This is a genomic window from Asticcacaulis sp. P2_B1 (genome assembly GCF_056404915.1).
This window is the reverse complement of the sequence record NZ_JBFUDD010000001.1, coordinates 765,351-791,499: the sequence shown is the minus strand read 5'-3', so window position 1 is coordinate 791,499 and position 26,149 is coordinate 765,351. Positions and strand designations below refer to the sequence as shown.

The window sequence follows — 26,149 nt, the reverse complement described above, 5'->3', positions numbered from 1 at the left end:
TTTTTGCTGAATTCGCCAGGCTGACGGCTTAGGTTGCGGGGATTCGCAAGGATCCTTTCGTGACCATCATTACCTTATCCGAAGATATGCAGACCGCTGCCACACGTGCGGTCTTTGCCGCGCTCGAAGCTCGGGGCGGGAAGGGCTGTGTCCGCTTTGTCGGTGGCTGCGTCCGCAATGCCCTGATGCAGCGGCCGGTGACCGATCTCGACTTGTCGACGCAGCTTCTGCCCGACGACGTCGAAAGCGCGCTTGCGGCAGCCGGAATCAAGAGTGTGCCGACGGGCAAGGCGTTCGGTACGATTACGGCGGTGTTGGGCGGTGAGCCCTTCGAGATCACCAGTTTACGCGAGGACGTCGAGACCGACGGCCGGCGGGCCGTAGTCAAGTTCACCGACGACTGGACAAAGGACGCCCAACGTCGCGATTTTTACCTCAATGCCCTTTATGCCGATATCGACGGTCTGGTTTACGACCCGACGGGCTTTGGTATCGCCGATGCCGAAGGCGGTCGCGTGCGCTTTATCGGAGAGGCCGAACAGCGAATCCGTGAGGATTATTTGCGTATCCTGCGTTTCTTCCGCTTTACCGCCGGCTATGCGGCGGAGATCGATGCGGGGTCTCTGGCGGCGTGTGAGGCGTTGCGGGGCGGTGTCGACGGCCTGTCGGGCGAGCGGGTGCAGCAGGAATTGCTGAAGACCTTTGCGGTTGCCGATCCGACCGGTGTCTTTCGCATCATGCTGGAGCGGGATATCCTGGCCCATGTCCTGCCAGGATTGATTTTTCCGAGCGCCGACTTACCGGTTTTGGCGACCATGGTGTCGATCACTGACGATCCGGAGCGGCGTCTGATGGCCTTGCTCAGCGAAGCCACGGCCCTGAGCGTCGACGCCCTGCGCGGTTTGCAGGTGAGACTGCGCTGGTCGACGCGGCTTTTGGTGCGATTGCGGGAGGCTGGTGAGGCCCTCGCCGGCCTGGCTGGGGGCGAGAAGCTGCACAAGCTGATTTATCTTTATGGCCGTGACGCCGTGGTCGACGCCTTGTACCTGGCGTCGGCGCGCACCGGCGAGTCGGTCGAAGCGGCCATGGCCGATGTTTTGTCGTTCAGAATCCGCATGTTCCCGTTAAAGGGCTCTGACCTGATCGCGCGGGGCATGACGGCCGGGCCTGAGGTCGGGCAGCATCTTAAGCAAATAGAAACCGACTGGGTTAATCATGATTTTTCACAAAGCGTGATCGATCAGGCACTTGACGCACTTGCGAAAAGACCGACCTAATTGGTCCGTGGACTGGACTCTTTCTTGCAGGAAAGTTGCCTTGCAGAGTCTTGGTGAGCGTGAATGTCGGGGTGCGGTATGCGTACGGACTATATTGCGATTTTGGAGACGGGCGTTCCGCCCGCGGGGCTGGATGCCACCTACGGCACCTATTCGGACATGTTCGCCGCCCTGCTGGCGCGCGAAGGCCGCTCATTCAAGGTCTTCAAGGCGCTGGCCGGCGAACTGCCGGTTCTGGACGACAACCTGAAAGGCGTGGTGATCACCGGATCGCCGGCTGGGGTTTACGAGGGCGATCCGTGGATCGTATCGCTGATCGACTGGTTGCGGGCGCTGAAGGTCGATGTGCCGGTCGTCGGCATCTGTTTCGGCCACCAGATCATGGCCCAGGCCTGGGGCGGCCATGTCGAGAAGTCGCATAAGGGCTGGGGCGTCGGTTTGCACGAATATGAGGTGCATGCGCACGATCTGTGGCAGGAACTGGCGGGGACGCCGGTGGCCAAGATCGCCTGCGCCGTGACACACCAGGATCAAGTTGTGCAAAAGCCGGAGAGCGCCATCGTTTTGGCCGGATCGGAGTTCACGCCGCACGGCGCGCTTTACTACACCAACCGCAAGGGCCTGTCGTTCCAGTGCCATCCCGAGTTCTGTGAGGACTTCGCCAGCGACCTGCTGATCAGCCGGCGCGGAATTCGCATCGATGCGGCCCTGGTCGACAGGGCCGTGGAGACATTGAAATCGCCGTCGAGCCGCAATCAGGTGATCGGGGTGATCTCGAATTTTCTTGGGGTCTGATTTACGGCCATTTCACTACGGGTGGCATGGATGACATGATCGAGGCGACATTGCCGCCGGTCTTCAGGCCGAACAAGGTGCCGCGGTCATAAAGCAGATTGAACTCGACATAACGGCCGCGCTGGACCAGTTGGGCTTCGCGCTCGTCATCGTTCCAGGTCTGATCGATGCGGCTGCGGATAATCTTGGGGTAGATGGCGAGGAAGGTTTCGCCGACCGCACGGGTGAAGGCGAAGTCGGTGTCGTGCTTGCCTGAATTCAGATGATCGTAGAAGATGCCCCCGACGCCGCGCGGTTCGTCGCGGTGCGGCAGGTAGAAATACTCGTCGCACCACGCCTTGAATTTCTCATAATAGGCGGGATCGAAGCTGTCGCAGGTTTCGCGCAGGGCTTTGTGAAAGGCGACGGCATCGGGGGCGTCCTGACGACGATCGGCCTTCATCAAAGGCGTCAGGTCGGCGCCGCCGCCGAACCAGCTTTGGGTGGTGGTGATGAAGCGGGTGTTCATGTGAACCGCCGGCACGTGCGGGTTAGTGAGGTGGGCGATCAGGCTGATGCCCGTTGCGAAGAAGCGCGGATCTTCGGCGGCACCGGGAATCGATTTGGCAAACTCTGGCGAGAAGGTGCCGTGGACGGTCGAGATATGGACCCCGACCTTTTCGAACAGACGACCCTTCATGATCGACATTTCGCCGCCGCCGCCTTCGGCGCGCTGCCATGGCGTGCGCACGAAGCGGCCGGCGTCGCCGGCATAGAGCGCCGCGGGGGCGTCGTCTTCGAGGGTCTCAAAAGCGGCGCAGATGGAATCGCGAAGGCTGCGGAACCAGGCGGTAGCGGAAACCTGGCGGTCGGTCAGGATGGGGTCTGTCATGAGGCGCCTATATCAAGTTTCAAGCCGCTTGGGAAAGCTGTTCGTTTGGCGCAGGGCCTCGCCGAGCGCCATGGCGGCGGCGTTGATGACATTGATCGACCGGGCCTGGGCGCTGATCGGGATGAACAGGCGGTGGTCGGCAGCGGCGTGGACGTCATCGGGTACGCCGGCGCTTTCGCGGCCCATCAACAGGATGTCGTCGGGCGCGAACCGGAAATCGTAAACGCTGGACGCCGACTTGGTGGTGAAGAGGATCAGGCGTGTGGCCTGAGGCAAAACATCGCGGCGAAAGGCCAGAAAATCGCCCCATCCACTGTGGTGCGACACTTTAGCGCAGGCGCCGTAATCCATGGCCGCGCGCTTGATCGCCTTGTCGCGCAAGGGGAAGCCGCACGGTTCGATGACGTCGAGATCGGTCTCGAAGGCTGCGCTCAGGCGTATGGCGGCCCCGAGGTTTTGCGGGATGTCAGGCTGATAAAGCGCCAGGCGCATAGAGAGGTCCTCAAGTCGGGGCACGGGTGTCTTTGCGCGAATGCGGCGGCCACGTCGAGTGGTAAAAGCCACGCATAAAATTATTCACCGGAAAAGCTACAGGCGGTTTGTATCTCACGGATAATTGTGTTTATAGAGGCGTTTGGCGATCAAGCGCCGATTTGCGTTACATCCGTGACGGAATCAGTCATGAGTGCCGGAAAGAATTTTTTGAGTAGGCCGGCCGGGAGCGTTAAGCACCGGCAAGGCCCCTGCGGCGGCCCCGGTCCTTACGGCGGTAACCGGCGCAGTCAACGGAAGAGGTGGCAAGGTGAGCGAACCTGAGCATAATGGCGATCAAGATCCCAATCGCCGTGACTTTATCTATATCGCGGCCGGCGCCGCGGCTGTCGGAGCGGCGGCCATGGTCGCCATTCCGCTGATCGACCAGATGAACCCGTCCGCTGATACCCTGGCCCTCGCTTCGATCGAATACGATCTCGGCAAGGTCGAGGAAGGTTCGCAGGTCGTGGTCAAGTGGCGGGGTAAGCCGCTTTTCGTTCGTTACCGCACCAAGAAGGAAATCGCCGAAGCCAAGGCAGGTGATTCCGAGACCTTGCGTGACCCACAAAAAGACGCCGAGCGCGTCAAGCCGGGTCACGAGCAATACCTGATCCTGGTCGGTGTTTGTACGCACCTGGGCTGCGTGCCGAACTTCGGCGCCGGCGATTACGGCGGCTGGTTCTGTCCGTGCCACGGTTCGCAGTACGATACGTCGGGTCGCATCCGTCAGGGGCCCGCCCCCAAGAACCTCGAGGTTCCGGAATACACCTTCCTCACTGACACCAAGATCAAGGTGGGCTAAGCAAAATGAGTGATCATCCCTCAACCTACGAGCCGAAATCCGGCGTCGAAAAGTGGCTGGACTCGCGTCTGCCCATTCTCCGTCTCGCCTATGACAGCTTCATCGACTATCCGACCCCGAAGAACCTGAACTACTGGTGGACCTTCGGCGGTATCCTGTCGCTGTGCCTTGGCGTTCAGATCATCACGGGCGTCGTCCTGGCCATGAACTACGTGCCGCAGGCCGACCTGGCCTTCGACTCGGTCGAACGCATCATGCGCGACGTCAATTACGGCTGGCTGCTGCGCTATACGCATGCCAACGGGGCGTCGATGTTCTTCTTCGCCGTCTATATCCACATGTTCCGCGGTCTCTATTACGGTTCGTACAAGGCGCCGCGCGAAGTCTTGTGGCTGCTGGGCTGCATCATCTACTTCCTGATGATCGCCACCGCCTTCATGGGTTACGTCCTGCCGTGGGGCCAGATGTCCTACTATGGCGCCGTCGTCATCACCAACCTGATCGGAGCCATTCCGATCGTCGGTCCGTCGATCCTGACCTGGCTCCAGGGCGGCTTCTCGGTCGACCAACCGACGCTCAACCGCTTCTTCTCGCTGCACTATCTCCTGCCGTTCGTCATCGCCGGCGTCGTCATCCTGCACATCTGGGCGCTACACGTTGTCGGTCAGAACAACCCGACCGGCGTCGAGATCAAGTCCAAGGAAGATACGCTGCCGTTCACGCCGTACGCCACGATCAAGGATGGCCTGGCCATGGTCATCTTCCTGATCATGTTCGCAGCCTTCGTCTTCTTCGCGCCGGACGCCATGGGCCATGCCGACAACTATGTGAAGGCCAACCCGCTGCAGACGCCGAACCACATCGTGCCCGAATGGTACATGCTACCCTTCTACGCGATCCTGCGCTGCATCACCTTCGACATCGGGCCGATCCCGGCCAAGCTGATCGGCGTGTTGCTGATGTTCGGCGCCATTGCCGTCATCTTCGCCCTGCCGTGGCTGGATACGTCGAAGGTCAAGTCGATGCGTTACCGCCCGGTGATGCGCTGGTTCTTCGTCCTGTTCGTCATCGCCTGTATCGGCCTCGGCTGGTGCGGCGGGCAATTGCCGACGGACATGGTATTCTCGCTGGGTGCCGACGCCAAGGGCAACCCGATCGGCCTGTCGGTCGTGACCTTGTCGCAAATCCTGGCCTTCTATTACTTCGCCTTCTTCGTGATCATCCTGCCATGGATTGGCCTGAAGGAAGACCCCTTGCCCGTGCCGGCTTCGATCTCCGAAGCCGTCCTGGCCGCCCACGCAAAGAAGGGTTAAGTCACATGTCTGCTTTTATGACGAAAACCTTCAAACTGGTCGCCGGCGCTGTGTTGGCCATGGGGTTACTTGGTGCTTCGCACGCCTTCGCCGAAGGCAATGCCGAAGAACTCAAGGATCCGGGCTTCAGCTTCGAAGGGCCGTTCGGCACCTTCGACCAGGGCGAACTGCAACGCGGCTTCAAGGTCTATCGCGAAGTCTGCGCGTCCTGCCACGGCATGCACCTGATTTCGTTCCGCAACCTCGGACAAAAGGGTGGGCCGTTCTACGATCCGAAATACAAGAATTCGAATGACAATCCGTATGTGAAGCAGATCGCTTCCGAATACGATGTCGCCGAAATCGACCCGGACACCGGTGACGACACCACACGCAAGGGCACGTCGTCGGATCGCCTGCCGTCGCCGTTCAAGAACGATGAAGCAGCCAAGGCCTCCAACGGCGGCGCGCTGCCGCCCGACCTGTCGGTCATCACCAAGGCCCGCGAAGGCGGGGCGAAATACGTCTATTCGATCCTGACCGGTTTCGAAGCGGCGCCGGTCGGCCTCAAGATCGCCGATACGCAGCACTACAACCCATATGTCAACGGCTCGCTGGCGACCCAGTGGACGGGCGACCCCAAGCACGTCCCGAAGGGTGGCGTCCTGGCCATGCCGCCCCCTCTGACCGACGGTCGGGTGACGTTCGACGACGGCACGCCGTCGACGCTCAATAACGAGGCCAAGGCGGTTGCCGCCTATCTCGAATGGGCAGGCGATCCGCACGCTGTCGAGCGCAAGCAGACCGGCTTCGCCGTGATCATCTTCCTGATGCTGTTTGCCGGCATTATGTATGCGGCGTACCGGCAAGTCTGGCACGGCAAACACTGAGAGGCGGGAACGCCCTGATGGTCTGCAAATCATCATCTCTTTGCGCGCCCTAGCTCATGTACTGAAGTACACTTCGCGTCGGGTGCTCAAGAGCTAATAATTTTCGCCTCATCATGACGTCCCCGTGACTCGCGGATAGAAGTAAGAAATGAGACAGAGCCCGCTGGCAGCCGCCGGCGGGCTTTTTTATTACAAATGCTGTCACGTTGAGTGCGGGGACTCGTCAAGGTTTACGGTTGTGATAGTGTTACAGCAACAGTTCGGGGGAACGGGATGGTCCGGTTCGCTGGACGGCGGGACAGCGAACGAGGCGGTTACGGTCAGACCGTAACCGCCTCGGCCATATTTAGGGAGCCGTTATGAAACACATCTTGTCGGCCATCGCGATCGCGGCTGTCCTGCTGGGCAGCACCGCCACGGCCAACGCCCAGGTCAGCGAAGACCAGTACGGCAAATACTATGATTTTATCATTTCCAATGTCTGGGTATGCGTCAGCGGCCAGCCGTTCGACGGCGTCGAGGACGGCGAACTGAACATGGAAGAGGAGCTGCATTTTCGGCCGAAGAACAGTTATGAAGCCTACCGTTTTGCCGGCGATGGCACAGAAACCATGAATATCGACGGGCAGGTCTATACCGGCCGTTTCAGTTTCGAAGGCTTCGGGTTCAACGACTCATCCTTTGGCACGGGCGTGTCGATCACATCGGCCAATATGACGACCTACGACCGGGCGCCCGACGGCTGGACGTGGAACGACGGCGAGAATATCCAGCTGCATCTGGTGCCGCACGATGACGGCTACACGCTGGAAGGCTACCAAAACTATAATGGTGGCTCGATTACCTATACTTGCGAGGGCAAGGGGTGACCCGGGCGGCCGCCTTGCCTAAACGTTGAAGCGGAAGTTCAGGATATCGCCGTCCTTGACGATATATTCCTTGCCTTCCTGGCGGAACTTGCCGTGTTCCTTCGCCCCGGCTTCGCCCTTATATTGGACATAATCGGCATAGGCCATGGTTTCGGCGCGGATAAAGCCCTTTTCGAAGTCGGTATGGATGACGCCGGCGGCCTGGGGCGCCGTGCAACCGACCGGGATCGTCCATGCGTGCGCTTCCTTCGGGCCGACCGTGAAATAGCTCTGCAGGCCCAGCAGCTTATAGGCCTCGTGGATCAGGCGGTTGAGACCAGGCTCTTCCAGACCAAGGGTCTCAAGGAACTCGGCACGCTCTTCGGCGTCCAGCATGGCGATTTCGGATTCGATCTGGGCCGAAATGACGACGCTGTTGGCATGATCGGCCTTGGCGCGCACGGCGACGGCGTCGGACAGGGCATTGCCCTTGTCGGCGGCCGATTCCTCGACATTACAGACATAGAGGGCGGGCTTGCTGGTCAGCAATTGCAGCATGTTCCACGCCTTGGTGTCTTCCTTCGAGACCTTGCCCTTTTCATAGGCCATGCGGGCCGGGCGGCCGGCGCGCAATTCTTCAAGGGCGGCGTTGATCAGCGACAAGGTGAGGGCGGCTTCCTTGTCACCACCGGACTTGGCGCGCTTTTCGACGCCGACGACACGCTTTTCCAGCGATTCAAGATCGGCCAGCATAAGTTCGGTTTCGATGATTTCGAGATCGCTGATCGGATCGATACGGCCTTCGACGTGGGTGATGTCGGTATTGACGAAACAGCGCGCGACAAAGGCAACGGCGTCGCAATCGCGGATATTGGCGAGGAACTGGTTGCCTAGGCCTTCGCCTTTCGAGGCACCGCGGACGAGGCCGGCGATGTCGACGAAATTGATGCGGGCCGGGATGATCTCCTTCGAACCGGCAATGCCGGCCAGGACGGCCAGGCGCGGCTCAGGGACGGCCACGTCGCCGGTATTGGGCTCGATGGTGCAGAACGGATAATTGGCGGCCTGGGCAGCGGCGGTCTGGGTCAGGGCGTTGAACAGGGTGGACTTGCCGACATTGGGCAGACCGACGATTGCGACTTTCAGGGCCATGGAAATCTGAGCTTTATAAGAGGGACAAAAAGGATGCGCCTCCCTAAAGCATTTTGGTGCGGGGGGCCAGATTTAGTTGCGCCGCCATGACAAGGAGGTAGCTATCACATGTTCGTTATGGTTGTATTTGCGGCAACTTTGGGTATTTTAATGCCGGGTCGGCTGTGTTAGCCATGACCTGTTCCGGAACAGTTCGCTTTCGTTTTTTCTTTCACAGGAGAATGTCATGAAAAAGAAACTGCTCGCCGGAATTGGGCTTGCCCTCGCGGTATCGTCGGCCGGCCTAATGGTCGCCACCAGTGCATTGGCCTTTACCAGCACACATATCCTCTATTATTCCGACGCCAGCCATACGGGCCCGATCGTCGGCCGCGACGTCTGGAACTGCTTCCATCAGCACATCCAGACGGGTATCGTCACCGACTACTATGTCGAATTCGAAACCGAGTGCGATTGACCGCTTCCGGTATCGATCACCGACGGCTAACGTCAGCCCCGTCTTCTTAGGCAGGCGGGGTTGTTTCGTTGTTCCGGTAGGTCAGGCAGGAACCTTAGCGCGCACCGATTGCAGCAGGATTTCGGCGGCACGGGCCGGGCCGTCTTCGGCGGCGATGATAGGCGCGATGGTGGCGCAGATGGCTTCCGTTGCTTGCGAGGCCAGAAGATGGCGCAATACGGGTACCGCGCGGCCCGGCGTAAAGCGCTTGAAATCCAGCGTATCGCCTGCGCCCAGCATATGCACGCGGCGCGCATTGTCGAATTGATCGCCGAAGACCGGAGTCACCAGTTGCGGACGGCCGGCGCGCAGGGCCTGGGCCGTAGAGCCGATGCCGCCGTGATGGACGACGATGCGGGCACGCGGGAAGAGCAGGGAGTGCGGAGCATAGGGCGCGACCAGGACGTCCGGGCCGAAATCTTCGTTGAGCAGGGGGCTTTCGCTGCCGGTCAGCAGGATGCATCTCTGGCCCAAAAGTTTGCTGGTTTCGACAGCGGCGCGATAGAATTTTTCACCGCTATAGATGGCGACCGAACCCAGGCTGAAGACGAGAGGGGCCGGGCCGGTGTCAAGGAAGGCCGCGACCTGAGGCGGCAGGACCGGTGGCTTGCCATCCTCGCTGTCGAAGAAGGGAAAGCCGACCATTTCGGTCCGGGGCGGGTAGTCGGGTTGCGGTTCGGCTAGCAAAGGCGAGAACAGGGCGATGGTGGCCCCATCGGAGACGACGCCGCCCAGGCCTTCCTGCGGTGCCAGACCGTGACGGCGGTAGACATCGCGAATCGGCGCCAGGCCGGGGCCCAGCTTCAGGCGCCCGATGGCGAAGATCAGCTGGTTGATTTTAAGGCCCCAGGCATGCTCAGGCTTGAGCACGAAGGGCGCTTCGGGCGTTTTGGGCGGGTCATAGGCCGACATCAGCACGGCCGGCATCAGGGCGCCGGTGATGAAGGGCTTACCGCACAGCTTGGCGGCAATATGGGCGGCGTAGGCCAGGGAGGTGCCGACGACAAGATCCGCCGCGGCCACTGTCGGCAGCAATTCGTCGATCCACGCATCCATGTAGGGCGCGACGATTCGGCGCAGCAGGAAGGCATGGTCCAGCATCATGCGACGGATGATCTTTTCCGGACTCATGTCGAGATCGCGCTCATAGGCCTCGCGTTCCGGACCGAGCGGGCGGAAATCGAGGCCGGCGGCCTTAACCTTATCGCCGAAATAGGGGTGCGAGCATAGAATCACCTTGGCGCCGCGCTTCTGTAGCGCAAGGCCCAAGGCGATGAAGGGATGCAGGTCGCCGAGGCTGCCTTGCGGCACGAGCACAACGGTCGGGGCTGTTACGTGTGAAGCCGTGTCCATATCAGAATGCGTTACTCAAGGGCGTTAACGGGTTGCGGAAGCCGGACCGGCGGCGTCTCAGAGTCCGATTTAGCACAAGGTCGTATCATGATGCAGCCAAATTCTCACAAACGCATCACGGACTCTCACGAAATTGGGGCCAATATGCGACGTAGTTAAGCTTAGCTCAACGATGTTATACCGTCCACAGGTCGTTCTCTAATTCACGAACCGTAGAAACTTGTGGACAATTCTTACAACTCTCTGGCGTTTAACTGGCGGGAATCGAGTTTAGGCGCCGGCGCGAGGCGCATGACTTCGGCCTGGAAGCGATCAGCGGCGTCGGGAGCACCGGTGAACAGCATGGGCAAGGCTTTGACGCAGGCGTCGTTGAGCGCGTCTATCCACGGCTGATCGGCCTTGGCGAAGTCGGCAAGCACCCAGTTCAGCACCATTTCCTTGGCGCCCGGATGGCCGATTCCCATTCGGCCGCGCATGAAGTTCGGGCCGATATGGGCCATGATCGAGCGCAGGCCGTTGTGGCCGGCATGACCGCCGCCCAGCTTCATGCGCAGGCGGCCGGGGGCCAGGTCGAGTTCGTCGTGGAAGACGATGATATGGTCGGGCTTGATCTTGTAGAAGGTGGCGGCTTCGGCGACGCTTTGGCCGGACAGGTTCATGAAGGTCTGCGGTTTGAGCACCAGCAGCTTTTCCTGACCTTTGGGCGTGTCGATCAGGCCGTCGTGCGACAGGGCTTGGAATCGCTTGCGTTCCGGACCGAAGGCGGGACCGCGCACCAATTCGTCGATCAGCATGAAGCCGATATTGTGACGGTTCCTGGCATATTGGGCGCCTGGATTGCCGAGGCCGACGATAAGGTACACGGTGTTACTCCGTAAATTAATGGGGTGTGGGGTCCGCGACCCCACGACTTTCTTCTTCCTTCCTGATCCTTGGCCCATTAGGGCCAGGATCGGGAAGGAAAAGGGAAGGATGTGGGGCCACAGGCCCCACGCCCCGTTAGTTATAGAAAAACCCCGCGACCTTACGGCAACGGGGCTTTTCATCAAACAGGTTTTAAAAAGCTTACGCTTCTTCAGGCGTATCGGCGTTCATGCCGCCGGTCGCCGTGACCGAGGCAACAACAATGCCGCCGCCCTGAACCGACGTCACGTCCGACGGCAGCTTCAGGTCGGAAACGTGGACACTTTGACCGATTTCGAGACCGGTCAAGTCGACGATGATGTCTTCGGGGATGTGATCGGCCGGAACATTGATTTCCAGCTCATGGATCGAAACGTTGAGCGCGCCACCCTTCTTCAGGCCGGGCGACAGTTCGTGATTCTTGAAGTGAACCGGAACGCTGATCTTGATCTGGGCGTGTTCGTCGACACGGTACAGGTCGAAGTGGATCGGCGTGTCGTGAACCGGATGAAAGTCGATCGACTTGGCGATGACCTTCTGGGTCTCGTTGCCGTACTTCAAGGTGACCAGGTGGCCGGCCAGCTTGCCGGTATACAGGGCCTTCTTGAAAGCGTTCAGGTTGACGGCGATCGGCACGGGGGCGAGCGCGCCGCCGTACAGGATACCCGGAACCTTGCCTTCGTTGCGAGCCGCGCGTGCGCCACCCGAACCGGTGCGATCACGCACTTCAACGTCCAAAACGATCTCGGCCATGAGCCTCTTCCTCAAACAAAATGGCCGCGCAACCGATCCGGGCACGGCGTGAAACCTTTAAAGAGCGGTGCTGATACACGACAATTGCCGGACACGCAACCGGTTATGGCGGTGAATTTGCGCCGGCGGGGCTTAAAAATCACCATATCCAATATGAAAAGGGCGCGGCGTGCAAAAAGCAACGCCACGCCCCTAGTGCGTTCCAGCCAGCCGGTCTTAACGACGGCGGCGCTTCTTTGAGGCCACTGCCTTCTTCTTCACCGGCGGCGCCGGCTTGATATAGGGCTCAGCGTCGGCATGAGCCATCGAGCCGTCTTCATTAAAGCCAATATGGGTGGCCGGTTCGAAGCTGAGCGCGTTGCTCGACATCTTGCCCAGGCATTGGCCGGTGTCCATCAGCACGTGCTGGCCCAGGCAGAAGACGTCTTCGTAATAGGGCTTGGCGACAGCCAGGCACTGGTACAGGTTCAGCTTGCTCATGTTCAGGCATTTGCTGCCGTCATTGTCGTCGAGCAGGCTGACCAGATTGTCGGCACGATCGGAACCACCTTCGCCGAGAATGGCGATGGCCGCGATCGTCAGCGCGCGGTTGACGGCGGGAGTATAGGGCTTGTTGAACAGATCCGGACGATCGAAATCGGTCTGGGCGGTCGGCACCAGGGCCGCGGCCGGTTGCGCGGCGTCGGTGGCGGTGGCAGCCCAGGCAGGAGCTCCGGGCGTAGTCGCAGCACTGCTTTGGCCGCCAACTGGCGCTTCGGTCGCGGCGGGTATGCCCGACGGCGCGACACTGCCGTCACCCTGAATAACATAACCGCTGCCGGTCGATTGGCCGGTCGTGGCATGAGTCACCAAACCGTTGCCGGTCAGGGCCGCGGTCAGAAGCTGCGCGCTTTCGTCGCTCTGGACGCTGCGCAACTGAATGGAGTTCTGCTTGGCCATGGTGAGGCGGCCGTCGCGGTCGGCGACCATCTCCTTCGACCAGCTCTGATGCTGGACGTCGTAGGCGGCGCGCTTGACGCCGGCGCCGGAATTATAGACCGACTGGCCGTCGCTGCTCAGTGCCAGGATAACGCGGCGGGCGGCGATGTCAGCGCCGGGGATCGCGGCAGCATAGCCAGGGTTGGACATTAGCTGCGACACCATCTGGGCGCGGGCGGCGTCATTGGCGGCGTAACCGCGTAGGGCGCTGCGGAAACTGGGTTCTTGCATGGCGACGATGGCGGCATAGGCCACGGCGCCGCGTGCCAGCTGCGAAGGTTCGAACGACGCGCCGGCCTGCAATTGCGACTGTACGGCGGTGCCGTTGCTGAAATCGGCGCGCATCGACCGGGCCATTTCGACATAGTCGACATAGACGGCGGCGGCGTCGGAAATCTCCGGGGCCAGCGCTACGGGCGGGCCGGCAGGCGCGGGTGGGGGCGGTGGGGGCGGTGGGGGTGCATCCGTGGCGCAACTGGCCAAGGTCACGGCAAACGTCAGGGCTAAAAGGCTGGCACACAAGCCCTTCGTTACGGCCATGGTCATATACGCTACTCCCTTTGAATTACGGAACGGCGACCACAAACATAGAGGATCGCCGGTTAGTCTATGATGTTGTGAGACGAGAAGGTTAAGCCAATTATAAGGCTTACCCCAAGTTTATAAGGGTTCAATAAAAAAAGCGCCGAAAATAAGGCGGAAACTGGCCACTTTTCCGTGTTCAGGAAATGTATTAACCAGAAAATTTTATAAAATTCAGATGTTTGGCAACGATCCGGGCGTCAGCGTTTCTTGATTGACTTTTTAATCAAAAAGTTTTGATACCGATTCTTCGTTGGCGATACGACGAATGGCTTCGCCGATCAGGGGGGCGATGCCGACGATACGCACCTTCGGATGGTTGCGAATGATTTCGGTGGCTTCAATGGAGTCGGTGATAACCAGTTCCTTCAACACGGAATTGGCGACGCGGTTGAGCGCTTCTCCCGACAACACACCGTGCGAGACATAGGCCGATACCGAGGCGGCGCCGCGGTCGAGCAGGGCCTTGGCGGCATTGCACAGGGTGCCAGCGGAATCGACGATATCGTCAAACAGAATGCAATTGCGGTCGGCGACGTCGCCGATGATGTTCATGACTTCGGATTCGCCAGCGCGCGGGCGGCGCTTGTCGACGATGGCCAGGTCGGCGCCCAGGCGATCGGCCAGGGCACGGGCACGGACGACGCCGCCGACGTCGGGCGACACGATCATCAACTGGCCGGCATCCTTGTAATTGGCCTGAATGTCCTTGGCCATGAAGGGGATGGCCACCAGGTTGTCGGTCGGAATATCGAAGAAGCCCTGGATCTGGCCGGCGTGCAGATCCATGGTCAGGACGCGGTGGGCACCGGCGCGGGTAATCAGATTGGCGACCAGCTTGGCCGAAATCGGCGTGCGGCCGCCGGTCTTGCGGTCCTGGCGGGCGTAACCGAAATAGGGAATGACGGCGGTGATGCGCTTGGCCGAGGCCCGGGTCAGGGCGTCGATGCAGATCAGCAATTCCATCAGGTTGTCATTGGCCGGGAAGCTGGTCGACTGGATGACAAAGACGTCCTCACCGCGGACATTTTCATCGATGGTGACGAAGATCTCGTTGTCGGCAAAACGTTGTACGCGCGCCTTGGTCAGCGGCATATCGAGATAGTCGCCGATGGCCTGGGCCAGAGTCCGGTTGGAATTGGCGGAAAGCAGTTTCATCATCGATGCCTTTTGGGGTCTTCCGGTAGCTGCGTGGCGCTGTTGGGACATGTGAGGCGGCTTTTAGCAGGTGATCGCGACCGGGCAAGGGGATTCGTCGCAAATCCGTCAAATTGTTAATGCCGGTCTCAAGGACGGATCATGATCGCGGAGATCAGGCGGCCATAATCGCTCTCACCGGTCTTGAAGCTGCGGCGATTGGAAAAGAACAGGCCACTGTCGGCGCAAGTGTCGTGGCCGGTGGCGGCTATCTGCGTCAGGCCTGCGCGACGCAGACGCATCAGACAATAGCCCGGCAGGTCGAACATGCGCTTGTCGGGGGTGCTGCCGGCGACGAAGAAGGGCGGGCTATCGACGTCATCGCGGGCGAAGGTTTCGGCGTAGTCGGCGCCGACTTCGTAGGAGGCCTGGGCGATGCACGGACCGACGACGCAGCGGATGTTCGCCAGTTGTGCGCCTTGGGCCTGCATACCGGCCAGGGTGTTTTCGATGATGCCGTAAAGAGCGCCTTTCCAGCCAGCATGGCAGGAAGCGATGACGCAATTGTTCGGATCGGCGAACAGCAGCGGTGCGCAGTCGGCTGAAAGGGCGGAGATGACGAGGCCGGGCGTCGTGGTGACAAGGCCGTCGGCTTCCGGTCTTTCCTGTGTCCAGGGACCGTCGACTTTGAAAGCGATATTGGAATGGATCTGGTACAGGCTGAGCAGGTGGTCGGCCGGGCGGTCGAAGCTGGCGGCGACGCGACGGCGGTTTTCTGCGACGGCGGCTTGATCATCCTTCGAGCCCAGGCCGATATTGAGCGAGTCGTAGGGCGGGCCGGAGACGCCGCCCTGGCGGGTGAAAAAGCCGTGCTGGATGCCGGGGAGGTCGAGGAGAGGGTGCAGGATACGGGGTGGCAGAGGGGACATGGGAAGCCTGTCAGGTTACGAAGCCGGCGCGTCGAGGCCGGGGAGGTTTAGGGTTTCGGGCCACGCAAGGCCCAGCACTTTGAACAGTTCGCCCATCTGGTCCGCGGCGGTCAGGCGCTGATATTGGCGCTCCAGTTGTGCGGCGTGATCCGGATTCTTGGTCGACAGCGCCAGAAGGCGGGTATCGATACCCATACGGTGCAGGAAGGTGCTTTGTGGCGTGATGGGGGAGACGCGCACGCCGGCATGATGCGCGGTGGCCGCGACGGCGGGAAAGTCGGCCCATTGGGTCAGGTCGTGGCGGCCGGGCGCCTCGAGCGGATGGCGCTTCTCGTGCTTCGACAGAGCCTGCAAGGTGTCGCCGGTGCCAGGCGCGTCGCGGCCGTAGTCGATGAGCAAGGCTGCGCCGGTGCTGGCTTTCAGGTGATCGGCCAGTTGCCGGGCGAAACGTTGCTGTTCGAAGGCGATCTCGACGATTTCGCCGACAGGGGCGTCGAATGGCGGCTCGAAATCGGGGCCGACGGGAACAAGCCCAAAAATCAGGTCGCCGTTACGGACACCGACGCGGCGTTCATGCCAGCCGTCTTCGGTGTTGACGAATTGACGGATCGGCAGGCAGTCGAGCACTTCGTTGGCAATACAGATCGCCGGCAGGTCGGTCGCCAGCTCGCGCAGATGGGACAAAGCGATAGCGCCGGGTACGCTGGCCAGTTGTTGCGCCGCCATCCGGCCTGGCTCGATGAACACGACGGAGGCGGCCTCGCGCAGGCCCGGTACATTGCCGGCGACGCGTATAATGTCCGTCATCAAGGTGCCGTCGCCGCCGCCGAGTTCGACCAGGTTGAAGCGGGCGGGGGAACCGAGATCGTGCCAGACCTGCGCTACCCAGACACCGATCATTTCGCCGAACATTTGCGATATGGTCGGAGCGGTAATGAAATCGCCGTCGGCTCCGATCGTGACGTGGCGGGTATAATAGCCGTCGAGCGGGTCGAGGAGGGAGAGATAGACATAGTCGGCGATGGTCAGCGGGCCGTCCATGGTAATGCGTTCAATCAGCCGCTCTCTCAGGGGAGCGGGTTTGATGGCGGCATCAGGCGACACGGTTCGCTTCTATGGTACGTGTAGCCTGCCAGATCAGGAAGCCGCCAACCAGGACCATCGGGATCGACAACAGGGTACCCATGGTGATGATCTTGAAAAAGGGCAGCATCTGTTCGTCCGGGTTACGCACGCTTTCGAGCATGATGCGGATCAGGCCGTAGCCGGCGATGAAGACGCCCATGATCAGGCCGGGTTTCTGCAACTTGTTCAGGCGCCAGGCAAGGAAGGCGCAGACACCAAACAGGATCAAGCCCTCGCCCAGGGCCTCATAAAGCTGGCTGGGGTGGCGAAAAACCGGAATGCCGTCGGGATCGGCGGGGCAAGTGCCTTGATATTGCTGCAAAATGTACTTGTTGCAGAAGTCCATACCCCACGGCAGGCTGGTCGGGCGCCCCCACAGTTCGCCATTGACGAAGTTGGCGAGGCGGCCGAGAAACAGGCCGATCGGGGCGGCGCAGGCCAGGACGTCGCCCAGGCTCAGCATCTGCGCCGGGGTGAACTTTTGCCAGCGGCAATAGATGATGGTCGCGATCGCGACACCAGTAAAACCGCCGTGGAACGACATGCCGCCGTGTTGAATCATGAACACTTCCACCGGATCGCGCCACATGATCGACATATCGTAGGCCAAAATATAGCCGATGCGCCCACCCAGAATAATGCCGGCTGTGATCCACAGGATCAGGTCGTCGAGTTGCACGGTGGTCGCCGGGGGCGTGCGCGGCGCCCACAGGGACTCGGTGCGCAGAAGCTTGCCGATATAGAGCCAGCCGAGGACGATGCCGGCGACATAGGCGACGGCATACCAGCGGACGGCGACAATCGAGACCTGGAAGATGACGGGATTGATATCGGGAAGGGTCAGGTGCATGCCCGTCGGCGCTCCGCGTGAAGTCTGCATAAAGAACTGGGCGGGGTGTAGCAATTTCACTGTGACTCGTCGCCACAAAAGAGAGGTACAGGCGCCAGAATCATGAAAAAGTTGGAAGCGGCTGAGATATGTCTCTATATTGCGGACGTATCTGAGTTTAAGGAGGCCCCCGTGCAAAGCCAGAATCCATTCCTCGACGAATTCGCCAAGATGACGACCAGCGCCATGAGCCTGGCCCAGGCGGCCGGCGAAGAAGCCAAGGCGGCCTTCCGTGCCCAGGGCGACAAGTTCGTCGCCGAGATGGATTTGGTGCGCCGTGACGAACTGGACGCCTTGAAGGCCGAAGTGGCCGAGCTAAGGGCGCAGCTCCTGGCCTTGAAGCCCAAGGGCAAGGGCGCAGCCGCCGCACCCGGCGTGCCGCAAGACTGAATATAAGCGAGACAAAGATTACATGAACACGCCTCAGGCCTATGACAGCGATGCCGCCTTCGATCCGCTCGATATGGTGGAATCCATCCTGACCGAGGAAGGGCTCGAATTCGAACGGACCCCGGAGGGCGATCTCGGATTTGCGTTGACCGGCGACTGGCGAACCTACGAAATGTGGTTTTCGTGGCGGCCGGAGGGCGAATGCCTGCAATTGTGCTGCTCGCTGGACGTTGAAGCCGGTGCCGGTAAGCCCCTGGCTGAGGATCGCTTGGTCGGGCTTTACGAATTGCTGTGCCTGGTCAACCAGCACGTCTGGTTCGGCCATTTCGAGGTCTTCCGCGATCCCGACGCCGTGACCTCGGGTCTCGGTGTCTATGACGTGATCTTCCGCCATACCCTGGCGCTCAATCCGCTGGAACGTACCTCTGTCGTGGCCAGCGCCCATATGATCAACAGTGCCGCCGAGGCGGTCGACCGCTTTTTCCCGGCCTTCGATTTCTGGTTCAAGGGCGTCGAAACGGCGTCGGACGCCTTCGCCGCTTGTTTGTTCGAGACCCAGGGGGAAGCATGAGCCTGCCCAAACCTATCCTTCTCGTCGGGGCAGGCGCCCTCGGCTCTTCGATCCTGAAAGGCTTTCGTGTGGCCGGGCAGGCGACACCGGAAGACCTGATCATTGTCGACCTGAAGCCGGGCGACGAGCCCAAGGCCTGGGCGGCCGATGGTGCGCGCCTCAATCCGTCACCGGATACCTGGCATGTCGCCAAGACCGTTATATTGGCCGTCAAGCCGCAGGGGTGGCACGCCGTTGCCGCCATCCTGAATGGCAATCTGGCCAAGGACGCGGCGATTATCTCCGTCATGGCCGGCATACAGACGACCAATCTCAAGCAGGCTTTCGCCGGCCATCCGGTGGCGCGGGTCATGCCGACCACCGGCGTTGCCACCGGGAAGGGCGTGGCGTCGATCTATTCCGATCAGGCCGCGGCGACCGAGGCAGCGCAAGGCCTGTTCGGCCCGATGGCGTCGACTGTCGTTCTGACCGAGGAAGCCATGATGGATTCGGCGACCGCCGTGTCGGGATCCGGTCCAGCCTATGTCTACGCCTTTGTCCGCGCCCTGGAAAAAGCGGGTCGCGCCACCGGCCTGTCACCCAGCCACGCCCGTGACCTGGCGCGCGGCACCTTGGTCTCCGCGGCGCGTTTGCTCGATTCTACCGGAGAGGAGCCCGAAGCCCTTATTCGCAAGGTGGCGTCGCCGGGGGGCACGACCGAAGCGGCCCTGAATATCCTGTGCAAGCCGGGCGAAGGCCTGGATGAACTTGTCCTGGCCTCGGTCCAGGCCGCTTATCGGCGTTCACAGGAATTGGGTTAGCGCATGTTCGGCGTCTTCAAGGGGCGCAAGGCGTCTGACGATCTGCCTGCGCCACCGAAATGGCCGGCCGGTCTTTTCGAGGATGACGACTTCAGCGATGGCGAGGGTGAAGACGGCGCCTGGCTGTTCAACCGCGTAACCTTGAACGCCTTCCAATATATTGCCGGCCATGAGAGCTTGCTGGCGACCGTCACCGGTGACCTCGAGGTATGGGAGCGCTATTCGTCAAAAGCTTCCGGATCGCTGTATAAGCGGTTCAAGCACATGTACCAGCAGCGTCAGGAATTCCGCTCCCTGGTGCTGTTCCGCGTCAGCCGCCTGGTGGGTTCGATCCACGATTATTTCATCCTGTTGATGCCGGCCCCAGAATGGATGCACGTTACCAATCTCTTCCTCGAAAGCCCTGAGGTCGGCCCGGGTCTTTATATCGAGCACGGGTTTTCGACCATTGTAAACGCCCGCAAGATAGGCCGTAACTTCTGGGTCAATCAGAATGTCACCATTGGCTCCGGCCAGGGCGGTGCGCCGGCTTTCGGCGATGATTGCGCCGTACGCACGGGCGCCGTGGTCGTCGGCGGTATCACGATCGGCGATCGCGTGACCATCGGCGCCAATGCCTTTGTCGATTTCGACGTGCCAGACGATTCGCTGGTGGTGTGCCAGCGGGCGCAGATCATCAAGAAGAAAGAGAAACCCTGATTAGCCGATCGGCAGGCTGATCATCGCCCRCAATCCGCCCATCGGACTGGTGTCGAGTGTCAGTTCACCGCCATGGCCGCGCACGATGTCGCGGGCGATGGCCAAGCCCAGGCCCACGCCCTTGATATTCTGATTGCGGGAATCGTCGAGGCGGGAAAACGGTTTGAAGGCTTCCTCGCGCTTTTCAGGGGCGATGCCGGGCCCATCGTCATCTATGCACAGATGCAGGGTTTGGCGGTGGCCAGTTTTGACCAGTTCGGCGTTCAGGGCGACGGATTTGCCGTAATGAAAACCGTTCATGACCAGGTTGGTAATGGCGCGCTGCACCGCCAGTTCGCGGATGGTGATGCGGATATCCTGGGGCAGGTAACGGGCTTGCAGATCATGGCCGGCGCGCTCGATATTGGCGACGATGGTCTCCATCAGGAAACGCACCGACACGCTGTCGGTATTCTCCGCCATCTCGCCGCGCGCGAAGGCGAGATATTCGTCGATCATATAGGCCATTTCCGACACATCCTGCTTCATACGGGCATTGGCCATGTCCTGTTCGCCCATGGCCAGTTCCAACTTCAGACGCGTCAAGGGCGTGCGCAGGTCATGGCTGACCGAGGCGAGTAGGGTGGTGCGTTGCTCGATCTGGCGCTGGATACGTGCCTTCATCTTGAGGAAGGCCTCGGCGGCGGCGCGAACTTCGGTGGCGCCATAGGGCTTGAAATTGGGGTCGTCCTCGCCGCGGCCGAATTTTTCGGCGGCATGGGACAGGCGTTCGATGGCGCGCACCTGGTTGCGAATGAACAGCATGGCAATCGCCGTCAAGATACAGGTGGCGCCCAGGGTCCAAAAGATGAAGATGTAGCCGGTGGTGGCGAAGGCGCGGTCCTTGGGGGCGATGATGCGCAGGACGCCTTCCTTGACCTGGACGCGAATGTCGACAAAGCCGGGATAGCGCGTGGTGGTGAACCAGTAGTCGTCATCGAGTTGATGGTTGAGGGCGCGATCGATGGTGCGGTCAAGCGCCACGAAGAAGGACGGCCGCATGCTGGTCGGCAGCGTGTCGCCCTTTTTCAGGGTGATCGACAACTGCATGGTCTTTTGCGCCTGATCGGAAATCCTGTCGAGATTCTTGGCCGTCGGATCCTGTTCATAGGCGCTGACTGCCCAGGCGATATCGCCGGCCAGGCCTTCCGAAAGTTTGGCCGTCACGGTTTCCCAGTGCATGTCGAAAAAGGCCCAGGTGACGGCCACCTGCATGATGGCGATCGGCAGGACGATGATCAGCAGGGCGCGCGCCATCAGGGTGCGCGGAAAATTACGCTTCAGGACCTTGGGCCACAGGCTGAGCTTGGGCAGTTTTTTGGGAAGGCCGGCCAATTGCCTAGTCCGGCGCCAGCATATAGCCCTTGCCGCGCACGGTTTGCAGGTAACGCGGGTTCTTCGGATCCTGCTCGATCTTGCGGCGCAGGCGCGTGACCTGGACGTCGACGGCGCGGCCGGTGGTGTCGACACTGTCCTTGGCCAGGTCCATACGGTCGACCGGGACGTTGGCGCGCTCGGCCAGGTATTTCAGCAATTGCGACTCGGCTTCGGTCAGGCGAACCAGGGCGCCGTTGCGGGTCAGTTCGGAGCGTTCCAGGTCGAAGGAGAAATTGCCCATACTGATCGATTTGGGTAGGGCGGGCTTGACGCCCGTCCGGCGCAGAATGGCCTCGATGCGCAGCAGCAGTTCCTGCGGCTCGAACGGCTTGGACAGATAATCGTCGGCGCCGATGCTCAGGCCCATGATGCGGTCGTCGGGCAGGCCGCGCGCGGTCAGGATCAGGATGGGCACATTGGAGTTGGCGCGCACCCATTTCGACAACGAAAACCCGTCCTCGCCCGGCATCATGACATCGACGATCAGCAGGTCGAAGTCGAGCAATTGCAACATGCGTTTGGCGGCGTCGGCATGGGCGGCGGCGGTGACGCGGAAGCCCTGACGGGTCAGATATTCCTTGAGCAGGGTGCGGATGCGGTCATCATCATCGACCACGAGGAGATGGCGGACGGTGGCGTCGTTTTGACCGGCGGCTGTGCTCACGTGCGGCGACTCTTTATGGAGGTTCGGGTCTGCGACCCTAAACGGAATTGCGTTAAAAGACTGATCACACTTCGTTGAGAAATGTAAAGCCCGGAATGCGCATTCCTTGGTCGAAGCCTCTGTCCGTCACACCGTGTCGTTGCGCTTCATCAAGCGGTCTTCCCAGTCGAGCGCATTGGCGACGATCAGGTTGAGATCGTCGTATTTCGGCACCCAGCTGAATTCACGCAGGGCGATGTCGTTTTTCGCGGTCACCGCCATCAGGTCGCCGGGACGGCGGTCGGTTTCACGGACGTCGAAGTCGCGGCCCGTCGCCTTGGTGACCGCACTGATGACGTCGCGGACCGAATAGCCCTTACCGTAACCACAGTTGGCGACGAGGCTGGAGCCGCCGTTGCGCAGACGCGTGAGGGCCAGGTAGTGGGCCTGGACCAGATCGCTGACGTGGATGAAGTCCCGGATACAGGTGCCGTCGGGCGTCGGCCAGTCGGTGCCGTAGATCTCAAGGTGCGTGCGTTTGCCCAGCGCCGCCTCGCAGGCGACCTTGATCAAATGCGTGGCGCCGGCTGTTGATTGACCGGTCCGCATGGCAGGGTCGGCGCCGGAGACGTTAAAATAACGCAGCGCCGTATAGGTGATAGGATGGGCGCGGGCCGTGTCCTTCAACATGATCTCGGTCATCAGCTTGGAATGGCCATAGGCCGATTCCGGATAGGTCGGCTCGTCCTCGCCGACCTGGCTTTGTTTCGGATTGCCGTAAACCGCCGCCGTCGACGAAAAGATAAAGTGTGGCACCTTGTGAGCGACGGCGCTGGCGATCAGGGCACGCGAATTGACCGTATTGTTGAGGTAGTAGCTCAACGGATCTGCGACCGACTCCGGTACGATGGTCGAGCCGGCGAAGTGGATAATGGCTTCGATATCGTTATCGGCCAAAACCCCGCGAACCAGGGCTTCGTCACCGAGATCGCCGACGATCAGCTTCGCTGCGCCGGGGACGGCCCAGGCGAAACCCGTACTGAGACGGTCGATGACGATGACGTCTTCGCCTTCATCGAGCAGCTTCCACACCATATGGCTGCCGATATAGCCGGCGCCACCAGTCACGAGGACGGTCATGGGGTATCCTTTCGCTTGGGTAGTCTCGGGCTGGCAGTTAGAGGGCGATCAGGCGGCGGGGCGTGATTTGCCGCGGGCTGCGACCATCTGGGCGGTCACGGCTTCGGGCGGACGGCTTGGGGTCGCCTTGGCCCCGGCCGCGACGACTTCGTCGACTCGTTTGGCCAGCTTCTTGTTGTTCGGGCTTTCCAGAGCGATGGCCTTCATGGTGGCGATCGATTCGCTGATTTTCCCCATGCCGATCAAGGTCTCGGCGCGCGCCCAGCGGGCAAACATCGACCCGGGTTTGGCTTCCTGAGCGGCCAGAAAGAATTTCATGGCATCGTCATAAGCCTTAAGGTCGAATTTCTTCAAGCCGGCCACATAGTTGAAGTTAAAGCCACGCGCCGGATTGGCGATGTCCTCTATGACCTTCGGTTTGAGCGGGGTGGCCGGAGGCGCCTTGGCCGTGACGGTGGCAAGCGGTGGGGCCACGGCCACGGCTGCGGAAGCCAGCGGCGCGGGGACAGGCTTGGCTGCGGCCGGTGCGGGAACAGCAGGCGCGGCGGCGACCGACGGCTTGGCAGGGGTAACTGCCGCCGCGGGCTTTGCAACTGCGGAAACGGACGGCGCCGGCGTTGCGGGCTTGGCGGCGGATTTGACTTCAGCGACGGGGGCCGTTTTGGTGTCTGCCGTTTTTACGTCCGTCGTCTTGGTATCCGTTGCCTTGGTTTCCGCGGCAGTGGCGCTCGTAGCCTTGTCCGCTTTTTTGCCGAAGGTCAGGGTTCGGCTCACCATCGGAGCGCTGGGCATAATCGACGGCTCGGGTTTTTTGACCACCTTGGCCGGAACAGGCTTGGCGACCTCGGGGGCAGGCTTTTCAACGGCTGCCGGAGCCGGGGTGGCGGCAGGCTTTTCGGCTGGTTTGGCGGCAGCCGGTGCAGGGGCGGTCGCGGGTGTTGAAGCGGGGGGTGTTGAAGCCTGTGCCGTCGCGGCCGGGGCTGCTGCCGGAGCCGGTGCCGGAGCTGGCTTCGCGGTGTTGCGCTTGGCGACGTCGAGCTCGATTTCGCCCAACCGTCCCATCATCGCGTCGGTGACACCGTCGCCGAGGTCTTTTTTCAAAGCCGTGGCGCGGATCAGGCGATAGATATATTCCTTGAGCAACGGCACGAAGTCGTTGGTCAACGGCTCCCAGCCGGTCAGCATGGCGGCAACCTTGCGGTCATCTTCGTTCAGCTTGCCAAGATACTGCTCGTGGTAGCTCATAATGCAGCGCACGGCGACCTCACGCTGGATATCGCGCTTGGTCGAACTGATCTGTCCTTCATGGGTGCGGTAGTAAACAGCGGGGTGCTGGATAACCCGGCCATGGACGCCACCATTGGCTCCGCCGTTGCGGAACAGCCAGTCGCAGTCGATGCCGCCGGTCAGCTCCATGCTGAAGGGCTCCTTGAACTTCGACTTGCGGAAGGCGAAGGCGGGGAAGGAGGCTGGCATACCGAAGAACTGGCGCACCTTGAAATCGTTAGCCAGCGGCCAGTGCGGCCGGCCGACCAGATAGGCGTTCTTTTCGTTGAACAGGTGGAAAGACAGGCAGTCCAGCTTGGACTCGTTCATTGCCGCGATTGTCGCGGCGGCGCGGAAGGGCAGGGACAGATCATCGACGTCGGCGATCAGGCAGATTTCGCTTTCCGCCGCCGCAACCGCCTTGTTGAGCGCAGGGCCGCGGCCGATGGGTTCGCTGCGGATGACCTTGAGGCGCGGGTCATCCTTCCATTGGGCTTCCATGGCTTCGGCAGTGCCATCATCCGATCCGTCGTCGACAAACACCAGTTCGAAATTGCTGTGGGTTTGCCAACGCAGGCTGTCGGAGAATTCTTTGACGAAGATTTTTGCGTTTTTCGCGGTGGTGATGAAGGAGACGCGCGTCTTGGCCTTGGAGTCGTCGAGCGACGACAGGGCGTGATACTTGGCGCGACTGGCAAAGGCGTGAATCTGGCGGCCATTGTCCATGACATTGCGCAGGGAACGCAGAATGTCGTCATAGGGGCCGACGCAGTGAGTGACGTATTTGGCGTTGCGGATGTGCGACAATCGCTTGGCGGCTTCGCGCTCAGGCGATGACGAGAAATCGTGAAAGAGCACGGCGTCGGGCGAATACATGAAGGCCAGCGGACCGACAAAGCGGAACATGGTGAGGCACAGCAACAGGCCTTCGTGGCCGGCCAGAAGGACGTCGAAACCGGGCGAACGATCGAAGAAATCCTTGCGCCAGATCGACACGCCCTCGGCGGTGATGATCGATGGTTTGACCTCGGTGCCCATGTCATAGTGGCTGGCGGTAATGCCGCCGCCCGTCTTGGGGACGACCCGCCCGCGCACGGCCTGGGCATTATTGTCCTTCAGGGTTTTGATCAGGGCTTCAACGCAGCCATCGGCAATATAGCCGTCATCGTCGAGGAACAGGACGTAATCGCCACGCGCCATGGCCACCCCGGTATTACGGCCACCCGAGCAGCCATAATTGAAGCCGACACTCAGGAAGCGGAACTTGGGGTAGCGGACGGTGCACAGGGTTTCGATAAACGGATTGCCGTTGTCGACAATGATAATTTCGAAATCGGGATTGTCGGCGTACGGAATGAATTTGTCGAGGGCGACAATGACATCGTCACTATGCTGATAGGTGACGATAACGATAGAATATTTCGGCCTGACCTTGGTTTCCGGCTTGGGTGGGATCGTCCCTTCGACGAGTTGCCAAACCTTTTTGGCAATCTCGCGCGCAGTGTCGAACATTTCGCCCTGGAAGGCTTGCTTGGCGCTGTCGAAGAGCTTGGCGGCTTCTGCACGGCGCTTTTGAATCTCGTCGTCGCTTAATGCTACTGTCGTTTCCACTGTTGAA

26 protein-coding genes are annotated in these 26,149 nt (G+C 60.8%); 11 read left to right on the top strand and 15 right to left on the bottom strand.

The annotated features are described in order from the left end of the window. Positions 1–59 precede the first annotated feature (59 nt). Both AC1DX3_RS03810 and AC1DX3_RS03805 read left to right on the top strand, forming a co-directional pair. The gene (locus AC1DX3_RS03810; protein WP_476987899.1) at positions 60–1,277 is read left to right on the top strand and encodes a CCA tRNA nucleotidyltransferase; all 1,218 of its coding nucleotides are present in this window, start codon (positions 60–62) and stop codon (positions 1,275–1,277) included. Between the two features lie 78 nt (positions 1,278–1,355). Then, positions 1,356–2,072, top strand: a complete 717-nt coding sequence (locus AC1DX3_RS03805) for a type 1 glutamine amidotransferase (RefSeq protein WP_476987898.1) — start codon at positions 1,356–1,358, stop codon at positions 2,070–2,072. Position 2,073: 1 nt separating this feature from the next. Here the strand turns inward: AC1DX3_RS03805 and hemF are convergent, their stop codons facing one another. Then, positions 2,074–2,943, bottom strand: coding sequence for an oxygen-dependent coproporphyrinogen oxidase (gene hemF / locus AC1DX3_RS03800; protein WP_476987897.1), 870 nt, complete (start codon positions 2,941–2,943; stop codon positions 2,074–2,076). Positions 2,944–2,955: 12 nt separating this feature from the next. Further along, on the bottom strand, positions 2,956–3,435 hold the full coding sequence (locus tag AC1DX3_RS03795; protein ID WP_476987896.1) for a tRNA (cytidine(34)-2'-O)-methyltransferase: 480 nt from the start codon (positions 3,433–3,435) through the stop codon (positions 2,956–2,958). Between the two features lie 310 nt (positions 3,436–3,745). On the opposite strand from AC1DX3_RS03795, the gene petA reads away from it, so the two are divergent. The 4 genes from petA to AC1DX3_RS03775 all read left to right on the top strand — a co-directional run bounded on the left by petA (position 3,746) and on the right by AC1DX3_RS03775 (position 7,330). Next, on the top strand, positions 3,746–4,279 hold the full coding sequence (petA, locus tag AC1DX3_RS03790) for a ubiquinol-cytochrome c reductase iron-sulfur subunit (protein ID WP_476987895.1): 534 nt from the start codon (positions 3,746–3,748) through the stop codon (positions 4,277–4,279). Positions 4,280–4,284: 5 nt separating this feature from the next. Continuing rightward, positions 4,285–5,592: a cytochrome b gene (locus AC1DX3_RS03785; RefSeq protein ID WP_476987894.1), complete on the top strand. Its 1,308-nt coding sequence runs from the start codon at positions 4,285–4,287 to the stop codon at positions 5,590–5,592. 5 nt (positions 5,593–5,597) lie between these two features. After that, the gene (locus AC1DX3_RS03780) at positions 5,598–6,461 is read left to right on the top strand and encodes a cytochrome c1 (RefSeq protein WP_476987893.1); all 864 of its coding nucleotides are present in this window, start codon (positions 5,598–5,600) and stop codon (positions 6,459–6,461) included. 359 nt (positions 6,462–6,820) lie between these two features. Next, entirely contained in the window at positions 6,821–7,330 is a 510-nt protein-coding gene (locus AC1DX3_RS03775) for a hypothetical protein (RefSeq protein ID WP_476987892.1), read from the top strand. A gap of 18 nt (positions 7,331–7,348) precedes the next feature. On the opposite strand, the gene ychF is transcribed toward AC1DX3_RS03775, so the two are convergent. Continuing rightward, positions 7,349–8,461, bottom strand: a complete 1,113-nt coding sequence (gene ychF / locus AC1DX3_RS03770; protein WP_476987891.1) for a redox-regulated ATPase YchF — start codon at positions 8,459–8,461, stop codon at positions 7,349–7,351. Between the two features lie 226 nt (positions 8,462–8,687). On the opposite strand from ychF, the gene AC1DX3_RS03765 reads away from it, so the two are divergent. Then, positions 8,688–8,918 (top strand): hypothetical protein, encoded by a 231-nt coding sequence (locus AC1DX3_RS03765; RefSeq protein WP_476987890.1) that lies wholly within the window; start codon positions 8,688–8,690, stop codon positions 8,916–8,918. Between the two features lie 81 nt (positions 8,919–8,999). On the opposite strand, the gene AC1DX3_RS03760 is transcribed toward AC1DX3_RS03765, so the two are convergent. The 8 genes from AC1DX3_RS03760 to lgt all read right to left on the bottom strand — a co-directional run bounded on the left by AC1DX3_RS03760 (position 9,000) and on the right by lgt (position 17,561). Then, positions 9,000–10,310: a glycosyltransferase gene (locus tag AC1DX3_RS03760; RefSeq protein WP_476987889.1), complete on the bottom strand. Its 1,311-nt coding sequence runs from the start codon at positions 10,308–10,310 to the stop codon at positions 9,000–9,002. Between the two features lie 233 nt (positions 10,311–10,543). Continuing rightward, a complete protein-coding gene (gene pth / locus AC1DX3_RS03755; RefSeq protein WP_476987888.1) occupies positions 10,544–11,173 on the bottom strand; it encodes an aminoacyl-tRNA hydrolase in 630 nt (209 codons plus the stop codon). Positions 11,174–11,375: 202 nt separating this feature from the next. Continuing rightward, positions 11,376–11,966, bottom strand: a complete 591-nt coding sequence (locus tag AC1DX3_RS03750) for a 50S ribosomal protein L25/general stress protein Ctc (RefSeq protein ID WP_476987887.1) — start codon at positions 11,964–11,966, stop codon at positions 11,376–11,378. Positions 11,967–12,182: 216 nt separating this feature from the next. Beyond that, positions 12,183–13,490 carry a hypothetical protein gene (locus AC1DX3_RS03745; RefSeq protein ID WP_476987886.1) on the bottom strand — a complete coding sequence of 436 codons (1,308 nt, stop codon included), beginning with the start codon at positions 13,488–13,490 and terminating at the stop codon, positions 12,183–12,185. A gap of 258 nt (positions 13,491–13,748) precedes the next feature. Next, on the bottom strand, positions 13,749–14,684 hold the full coding sequence (locus AC1DX3_RS03740) for a ribose-phosphate pyrophosphokinase (RefSeq protein WP_476988031.1): 936 nt from the start codon (positions 14,682–14,684) through the stop codon (positions 13,749–13,751). Between the two features lie 128 nt (positions 14,685–14,812). After that, positions 14,813–15,592: a peptidoglycan editing factor PgeF gene (gene pgeF, locus AC1DX3_RS03735; RefSeq protein WP_476987885.1), complete on the bottom strand. Its 780-nt coding sequence runs from the start codon at positions 15,590–15,592 to the stop codon at positions 14,813–14,815. A 15-nt stretch (positions 15,593–15,607) separates the two neighbouring features. Beyond that, a complete protein-coding gene (locus AC1DX3_RS03730) occupies positions 15,608–16,696 on the bottom strand; it encodes a class I SAM-dependent methyltransferase (protein ID WP_476987884.1) in 1,089 nt (362 codons plus the stop codon). Next, positions 16,686–17,561, bottom strand: a complete 876-nt coding sequence (lgt, locus tag AC1DX3_RS03725) for a prolipoprotein diacylglyceryl transferase (protein WP_476988030.1) — start codon at positions 17,559–17,561, stop codon at positions 16,686–16,688. Before lgt ends, AC1DX3_RS03730 begins: the two co-directional genes overlap by 11 nt. Positions 17,562–17,738: 177 nt before the next feature. On the opposite strand from lgt, the gene AC1DX3_RS03720 reads away from it, so the two are divergent. Genes AC1DX3_RS03720 through AC1DX3_RS03705 form a run of 4 tightly spaced genes read left to right on the top strand, consistent with a single transcriptional unit; the run spans position 17,739 to position 20,066 of the window. Further along, positions 17,739–17,996 carry an accessory factor UbiK family protein gene (locus AC1DX3_RS03720; protein ID WP_476987883.1) on the top strand — a complete coding sequence of 86 codons (258 nt, stop codon included), beginning with the start codon at positions 17,739–17,741 and terminating at the stop codon, positions 17,994–17,996. 22 nt (positions 17,997–18,018) lie between these two features. Beyond that, positions 18,019–18,567 carry a type III secretion system chaperone family protein gene (locus tag AC1DX3_RS03715; RefSeq protein WP_476987882.1) on the top strand — a complete coding sequence of 183 codons (549 nt, stop codon included), beginning with the start codon at positions 18,019–18,021 and terminating at the stop codon, positions 18,565–18,567. After that, positions 18,564–19,367, top strand: coding sequence for a pyrroline-5-carboxylate reductase (gene proC, locus AC1DX3_RS03710; RefSeq protein WP_476987881.1), 804 nt, complete (start codon positions 18,564–18,566; stop codon positions 19,365–19,367). The genes AC1DX3_RS03715 and proC overlap by 4 nt, the downstream gene beginning before the upstream one ends. Positions 19,368–19,370: 3 nt before the next feature. Then, complete coding sequence (locus tag AC1DX3_RS03705; protein WP_476987880.1) at positions 19,371–20,066, top strand: LbetaH domain-containing protein; 696 nt, start codon at positions 19,371–19,373, stop codon at positions 20,064–20,066. Here AC1DX3_RS03705 and AC1DX3_RS03700 read toward each other — a convergent pair whose 3' ends face one another. The 4 genes from AC1DX3_RS03700 to AC1DX3_RS03685 all read right to left on the bottom strand — a co-directional run bounded on the left by AC1DX3_RS03700 (position 20,067) and on the right by AC1DX3_RS03685 (position 26,142). Next, the gene (locus AC1DX3_RS03700) at positions 20,067–21,362 is read right to left on the bottom strand and encodes an ATP-binding protein (protein WP_476988029.1); all 1,296 of its coding nucleotides are present in this window, start codon (positions 21,360–21,362) and stop codon (positions 20,067–20,069) included. 82 nt (positions 21,363–21,444) lie between these two features. Beyond that, positions 21,445–22,146 (bottom strand): response regulator, encoded by a 702-nt coding sequence (locus tag AC1DX3_RS03695; protein WP_476987879.1) that lies wholly within the window; start codon positions 22,144–22,146, stop codon positions 21,445–21,447. A gap of 126 nt (positions 22,147–22,272) precedes the next feature. Beyond that, the gene (gene galE / locus AC1DX3_RS03690; protein WP_476987878.1) at positions 22,273–23,265 is read right to left on the bottom strand and encodes a UDP-glucose 4-epimerase GalE; all 993 of its coding nucleotides are present in this window, start codon (positions 23,263–23,265) and stop codon (positions 22,273–22,275) included. A 48-nt stretch (positions 23,266–23,313) separates the two neighbouring features. Then, complete coding sequence (locus AC1DX3_RS03685) at positions 23,314–26,142, bottom strand: glycosyltransferase (RefSeq protein WP_476987877.1); 2,829 nt, start codon at positions 26,140–26,142, stop codon at positions 23,314–23,316. Positions 26,143–26,149 lie beyond the last annotated feature (7 nt).

Excerpts from the sequence above, each read along its gene's own strand:
- AC1DX3_RS03805 (WP_476987898.1), top strand. The coding sequence starts at position 1,356 with ATGCGTACGGACTATATTGCGATTTTGGAGACGGGCGTTCCGCCCGCG.
- hemF (WP_476987897.1), bottom strand. The coding sequence starts at position 2,943 with ATGACAGACCCCATCCTGACCGACCGCCAGGTTTCCGCTACCGCCTGG.
- AC1DX3_RS03795 (WP_476987896.1), bottom strand. The coding sequence starts at position 3,435 with ATGCGCCTGGCGCTTTATCAGCCTGACATCCCGCAAAACCTCGGGGCC.
- AC1DX3_RS03785 (WP_476987894.1), top strand. The coding sequence starts at position 4,285 with ATGAGTGATCATCCCTCAACCTACGAGCCGAAATCCGGCGTCGAAAAG.
- AC1DX3_RS03780 (WP_476987893.1), top strand. The coding sequence starts at position 5,598 with ATGTCTGCTTTTATGACGAAAACCTTCAAACTGGTCGCCGGCGCTGTG.
- AC1DX3_RS03775 (WP_476987892.1), top strand. The coding sequence starts at position 6,821 with ATGAAACACATCTTGTCGGCCATCGCGATCGCGGCTGTCCTGCTGGGC.
- ychF (WP_476987891.1), bottom strand. The coding sequence starts at position 8,461 with ATGGCCCTGAAAGTCGCAATCGTCGGTCTGCCCAATGTCGGCAAGTCC.
- AC1DX3_RS03765 (WP_476987890.1), top strand. The coding sequence starts at position 8,688 with ATGAAAAAGAAACTGCTCGCCGGAATTGGGCTTGCCCTCGCGGTATCG.
- AC1DX3_RS03760 (WP_476987889.1), bottom strand. The coding sequence starts at position 10,310 with ATGGACACGGCTTCACACGTAACAGCCCCGACCGTTGTGCTCGTGCCG.
- AC1DX3_RS03750 (WP_476987887.1), bottom strand. The coding sequence starts at position 11,966 with ATGGCCGAGATCGTTTTGGACGTTGAAGTGCGTGATCGCACCGGTTCG.
- AC1DX3_RS03745 (WP_476987886.1), bottom strand. The coding sequence starts at position 13,490 with ATGACCATGGCCGTAACGAAGGGCTTGTGTGCCAGCCTTTTAGCCCTG.
- AC1DX3_RS03740 (WP_476988031.1), bottom strand. The coding sequence starts at position 14,684 with ATGAAACTGCTTTCCGCCAATTCCAACCGGACTCTGGCCCAGGCCATC.
- pgeF (WP_476987885.1), bottom strand. The coding sequence starts at position 15,592 with ATGTCCCCTCTGCCACCCCGTATCCTGCACCCTCTCCTCGACCTCCCC.
- AC1DX3_RS03715 (WP_476987882.1), top strand. The coding sequence starts at position 18,019 with ATGAACACGCCTCAGGCCTATGACAGCGATGCCGCCTTCGATCCGCTC.
- proC (WP_476987881.1), top strand. The coding sequence starts at position 18,564 with ATGAGCCTGCCCAAACCTATCCTTCTCGTCGGGGCAGGCGCCCTCGGC.
- AC1DX3_RS03705 (WP_476987880.1), top strand. The coding sequence starts at position 19,371 with ATGTTCGGCGTCTTCAAGGGGCGCAAGGCGTCTGACGATCTGCCTGCG.
- galE (WP_476987878.1), bottom strand. The coding sequence starts at position 23,265 with ATGACCGTCCTCGTGACTGGTGGCGCCGGCTATATCGGCAGCCATATG.